The 4,883-nt window shown below is 74.0% G+C and carries 5 protein-coding genes; 2 read left to right on the top strand and 3 right to left on the bottom strand.

Features of this window, described 5'->3' with window-relative positions; genetic code table 11:
* Window positions 1-373: 373 nt before the first annotated feature.
* Window positions 374-1,252: a zinc metalloprotease HtpX gene (gene htpX, locus ACOJTC_RS30665; protein ID WP_145921771.1), complete on the top strand. Its 879-nt coding sequence runs from the start codon at window positions 374-376 to the stop codon at window positions 1,250-1,252.
* Between the two features lie 151 nt (window positions 1,253-1,403).
* Here the strand turns inward: htpX and ACOJTC_RS30660 are convergent, their stop codons facing one another.
* Together ACOJTC_RS30660 and ACOJTC_RS30655 are read right to left on the bottom strand one after the other, a co-directional pair.
* A complete protein-coding gene (locus tag ACOJTC_RS30660; RefSeq protein ID WP_420119497.1) occupies window positions 1,404-2,624 on the bottom strand; it encodes an MFS transporter in 1,221 nt (406 codons plus the stop codon).
* A complete protein-coding gene (locus ACOJTC_RS30655; RefSeq protein WP_420119496.1) occupies window positions 2,624-2,761 on the bottom strand; it encodes a hypothetical protein in 138 nt (45 codons plus the stop codon). The genes ACOJTC_RS30660 and ACOJTC_RS30655 overlap by 1 nt, the downstream gene beginning before the upstream one ends.
* A gap of 188 nt (window positions 2,762-2,949) precedes the next feature.
* Between ACOJTC_RS30655 and ACOJTC_RS30650 the strand changes: the two genes are divergently transcribed.
* Entirely contained in the window at window positions 2,950-4,209 is a 1,260-nt protein-coding gene (locus ACOJTC_RS30650) for an MFS transporter (RefSeq protein ID WP_420119495.1), read from the top strand.
* A gap of 117 nt (window positions 4,210-4,326) precedes the next feature.
* On the opposite strand, the gene ACOJTC_RS30645 is transcribed toward ACOJTC_RS30650, so the two are convergent.
* Window positions 4,327-4,818: a YajQ family cyclic di-GMP-binding protein gene (locus ACOJTC_RS30645; protein WP_420119494.1), complete on the bottom strand. Its 492-nt coding sequence runs from the start codon at window positions 4,816-4,818 to the stop codon at window positions 4,327-4,329.
* Window positions 4,819-4,883 lie beyond the last annotated feature (65 nt).

Here is a 4,883-nt window from a genome sequence, read left to right as displayed (position 1 = left end):
GACCGGCGTCCCCGCCCGAACCGGGCAGCCGGGCGCGCCCCTGGGGGTCGCGCCCGGGGTGATGCCCGGCCGGGTGGCCTGGGCGGTGTGCGGGGGGCGCGCCGGGGCGACCGCGCGGGCCGGGGTGAGCGGTTGCGCCCCCCCCGGGGGGCTGGATCGCGCCCCCCGCGGCCCGCCCCGCTCGGTGGTTGCGCCCCGGCGGGCCGGACGTCCCCCGACCTGGTGTCCCGGGTCGTCCCCGGTGTCCGGTCCGTTCAGCGGGTTCCCAGCTTCTGTCAGTCAACTGCCAGTCATGAGCTGGATGGTTGACGGGTACCGGTGACGTTGTACCGGTCAGCGGGTCCCGCGTGACCCGCGCACCGAAGGAGCGATCGTGCATCACAACCGTCTGAAGACCGCAGCGCTGCTGGGCCTGCTGACCTCGCTGATCCTCGCGGTCGGCTACTGGTTCGGTGGGAGCGGTGGCCTCGTCGTCGCCGTCGTCGTCTCGTTGCTGATGAACGGCGTGACCTACTTCTTCTCCGACAAGCTCGCGTTGCGCTCGATGCGGGCGCAACCGGTCAGCGAGGCGCAGTTCCCCGAGCTGTACCGGATGGTGCGTGAGCTGGCCACCGAGGCCCGGCAGCCGATGCCCCGGCTGTACGTGAGCCCCACCTCGCAGCCCAACGCGTTCGCGACCGGCCGTAACCCGGCCAACGCGGCGGTCTGCGTCACCCAGGGGATCACCGAGATCCTCGACTACCGCGAGTTGCGCGGGGTGATCGGCCACGAGCTGTCCCACGTCTACAACCGGGACATCCTGATCTCCAGCGTGGCGGCCGGGCTGGCCGGCATCATCACCATGCTGGCGAACCTGGCGTTCTTCATCCCGCTGGGCGGCAGCAACGACGAGGACGGCCCGAACCCGGCCGTGCTGCTGCTCACCATCATCCTCGGCCCGATCGCGGCCACCGTGATCCAGTTGGCGATCAGCCGCAGCCGGGAGTTCCAGGCCGACGCGTCGGGCGCGCAGCTCACCCGGGACCCGTTGGCCCTGGCCAGCGCCCTCCGCAAGATCCACCTGGGTACCCAGGCCCGGCCGCTGCCCGCCCAGGGCCAGCTCACCAGCACCGCCCACCTGATGATCGACAACCCGTTCAAGCGGGGTGGCGGCATCGCCGCGCTCTTCTCCACCCACCCCCGGATGGAGGAGCGGGTGGCCCGGCTGGAGCAGATGGCCCGCAACACCGGCCCGGTGCAGTTCCAGCGCTGACCCCGACCGACACCCGCGCCCGCGTCCACGTTCCGGACGCGGGCGCGGTCGTCTGCGCGCGGCGCCCCCGCGCCGGGACCACCGGCGCGCGGTGGTCGGGGTCAGCGGTCCGTCGCGGTGCCTCCGCCGGGAGCCGGGCCGCCGCAGGGCGTCAGTGCGGGGAGACGGTCGGTTGCGGGCCGGCGTCGGCCGGCAGCCGGTCGGGGCGGGTCAGCAGCACCACGACCAGCAGCAGCACCCCGGCCAGCAGGTAGGCCACGGCTGGCCCGAACAGCGCGGCGGCCGACCCGAGCAGGAAGATCCCGCAGCCGGCGACGACGATGTTGGCGGCCACGATGGTCGCCTCCACCTGCCCCATCCGCTCCACCGGGGCCAGCCGGGCAAAGGTGGCCTGCGCGCCGATCAGCCACCCGCCGCCCGCGCCGATCAGCGCGTTGGCGCAGGCCAGCGCCCACACCGGGGCGTGCGTGGCGACCAGCAGGGCGGCCAGCAGCAGCGCCCCGGCCAGGGCGGCGGCCACGGTGACCTGCCCGGCCAGCCGGCCCAGCCAGGTGCCCCGCCCCAACACCAGCACGAAGACCGCGCCGCCCAGCGCCGAGGAGGCCAGCACCACCGGCCGCCAGGCCCCGGCGGCGAGGTCCGGGGCGAGGGTCTCCGGTAGCGCGCCGGAGAGCACCGTGGCGAGGGTGAGCAGGGCCACACCGCGCAGCACCGGGTGCCCGGCGATGGTCCGCAGGCCGGCGGTGGCCGGCGGGCGCGGCCCGCGCCGCCGCTGCTGCCCGGTCGGCAGACCGGCCAGCACCACCGCCGCGACGAGGAACGAGACCAGGTCGATCAGGAGCGCCACCCGGGGGCCGAGGGCCACGGTGATGCTCGCCCCGGCCAGCAGCCCCACCACCTGGCCGATCTGGTTGGCGAAGGCCGACAGCCCGAACAGCGGCAGCCGCAGCGGGGCGTCCACCGACTCGGCGGCGACCGCCACGTTGACGCTGGAGTAGGCGGCCCGGACCGCGCCGAGCAGACCGGCCGCGACGATCGCCGGCACCGGCCGGGGCACCGCGAAGGGGACCGCGATCAGCACCGCGCCGGCCACCGAGAGCCAGACCAGCAGGGTACGGCGGGCTGGCACGTCCAGCCAGCCGCTGAACACCGTGGCGACCAGCAGGGCGGGCAGGGCGCGGGCGGCGTACACGGCGGCCGGCCCGAGGACCGACTGCGTCTGGTCGTACGCGAGCAGCAGCAGCGCGGCCAGCCCCACGAAGTCGCCCAGCTCGGAGATCCCCCGGGCGGTGACCAGGCGGGAGGCGACCGGATGCCGGAACAGGGCCAGGTAACCGGGGGGCGGTGAGAACCGCTCGTCGGCGTCGGTCATCAGGTCGTCGGGTCCGCTTCCTCGACCCCGTTCTGCTGGTGACTGGTGCTCTTGCGGAGCACCGGGGCAGCTTCCCGGCGGCGGCTGCCCTGGGACGCCGGGCCGGGCCGGCGGCGTTCGGTCGTCGTGCCGACCATTGGACCTCCTACGACATCGGGGGCGATCCAGCGGTGTATGTATCTGGGTCGATCAGCAAGTTACCCTCTCGCCGCCACCGGGTCAGCGGCCCCGGATGTGAGTGAATCGACCATTCCCGGAGCGACCTGCGGCGTTAGGGTCTACAGGGTTCTGAGTCGTTACCTGATCGTCTCCTGGGAGGTGTGCCGTGTCCGCACTGCGCCAGTACCTGGGCGTCTGGCGGATTCCCGGCGCCCCACTGCTGCTGCTCCTCGGCGTCGTCGGCCGGCTGGGCATCGGCATGACCCCGCTGGCGTTGCTGCTGGTCGTGGAGCAGGTCACCGGGCGGTACTCCCTCGCCGCCGTGGCCGGCGGAATCTACGCGCTGTCCGGTGCCGCGCTCAGCCCGGTCGCCGGCCGGATCGCCGACCGGGTCGGGCCCACGCCGGTGCTGCTGGTCACCGCCGTGGCGCACCCCCTGGCCCTGTTCGCGCTGCTCGGGGCCAGTCGCGCCGAGAACGCCGACCTGCGCCTGATCTACCTGGCAGCCGGGCTGGCCGGGGCCACCTACCCGCCGCTGACCGCCGCCATCCGGGGTGCCTGGAACGACCTGACCGCCCCGGCGACCGGCCGCTACCAGCTCCGCAATACCGCGCTGGCCGCCGAGACGTCGCTGTTCGAGGTCGTCTTCGTGCTCGGCCCGCTGCTCGTGGCCGCCTTCGTCCTGCTGGCCGACGCCGCCGCCGCACTGGTCGGCGCGGCCGTGGTGACCCTGGTCGGCACCGGCGGGGTGGCGCTGGGGCGGGTGATGCGTGCCTGGCGTCCGCACGCCCGCGAGCACCACGCGCGGGGCCTCGGCCCGCTGCGGGTCGGCGGGTTCCCGGCGCTGCTGGTCTGCGTGGCGAGCCTCGGCATCGCCTTCGGCGCGGCCGGGGTGATCGTGCCGGCGTTCGCCGGCAACCAGCCCACCGACGACCCACAGAGCCTGGCCGGCCTGCTGCTCGCCGTCTGGGGGGTGGGCAGCGCCGTGGGTGGTTTCTGGTTCGGGGTACGCCGCCCGGCGGCCAACATGACCCGCCAGTTCGCCTGGCTGCTCGGGGCGGTGGCCGGCACCCTGGCGATCTTCGCGGTGATGCCCGGCCCGGTGTCCCTCGGCATCGCCCTGGTGATCGGTGGAGCCACCATCGCCCCCGCGCTGACCCTGGAGAACACCCTGGTCGGGCGGATCACCCCGACGGGCATGCTCAACGAGGCGTACACCTGGGTGGTGACCATGTCGGTGGCGGCGAGCGCGGCCGGCGGCGCGGTCGCCGGCCTGATCGTCGACCACGCCGGCGGGGTGCCCTGGGCGTTCCTCTTCGCCGCCGGGGCGGTCGGCGTCGGGGCCGGGGTCGCGGCGCTGCCCGGCGGCCCGATCGCCCGCGCCGAGGCCGCCGCCGTCCGCGCCGAACACCCCGTCACCGTCTGACCATCGTGCGCGCCCCTCGGGGGTACGGGGTCCCGCTGTCGTCCGGGGTCCGTGCGTGCGCCGGGCGGCCGTCCCCGTGGGGACGACCGCCCGGCCGGGTGGAGCCTGGCTACCGGGTCAGCGGTAGTTGGTGAACTGGAGGGCCACCCCGAAGTCCTCGCCCTTGAGCAGCGAGATGACGGTCTGGAGGTCGTCCTTCTTCTTGCCCGTGACCCGGAGCTGGTCGCCCTGGATCTGCGCCTGGACACCCTTCGGGCCCTCGTCACGGATCTTCTTGCTGATCGCCTTGGCCTTCTCCGACTCGATGCCCTGGATGATCTTGCAATCGAGCCGGTAGGTCTTGCCCGACTGGCGCGGCTCGCCGGCGTCCAACGACTTCAGCGAGATGTTCCGCTTGACCAGCTTCTCCTTGAACACGTCCAGGGCGGCGCTGACCCGCTCCTCGGTCTCGGCCTGGAGGCTGATCGCCTCCTCACCCGACCAGGAGATCTCGGCGCCGGTGCCACGGAAGTCGAACCGCTGGGCAAGCTCCTTCTCCGTCTGGCGAAGGGCGTTGTCGACCTCCTGCCGGTCGACCTTGCTCACGATGTCGAACGAGCTGTCTGCCATGTCTCCTCCTGGGTGGGTCGGGCTCGGCGGGCGGCGCCGGCGGTCGGGGACCGCCTCACGGCTTG

Origin of the sequence: Micromonospora sp. (genome assembly GCF_048594385.1) — a bacterium.
GTDB classification, from domain to species: Bacteria; Actinomycetota; Actinomycetes; order Mycobacteriales; family Micromonosporaceae; genus Micromonospora; species Micromonospora wenchangensis.
The sequence above is the reverse complement of the archived record's forward strand: the minus strand, read 5'-3'. Positions and strand labels throughout refer to the sequence as shown.

What these genes read in the sequence shown, in the direction of transcription:
- ACOJTC_RS30660 (WP_420119497.1), bottom strand. Translation starts at nt 2,624, where the DNA reads ATGACCGACGCCGACGAGCGGTTCTCACCGCCCCCCGGTTACCTGGCC.
- ACOJTC_RS30655 (WP_420119496.1), bottom strand. Translation starts at nt 2,761, where the DNA reads ATGGTCGGCACGACGACCGAACGCCGCCGGCCCGGCCCGGCGTCCCAG.
- ACOJTC_RS30645 (WP_420119494.1), bottom strand. Translation starts at nt 4,818, where the DNA reads ATGGCAGACAGCTCGTTCGACATCGTGAGCAAGGTCGACCGGCAGGAG.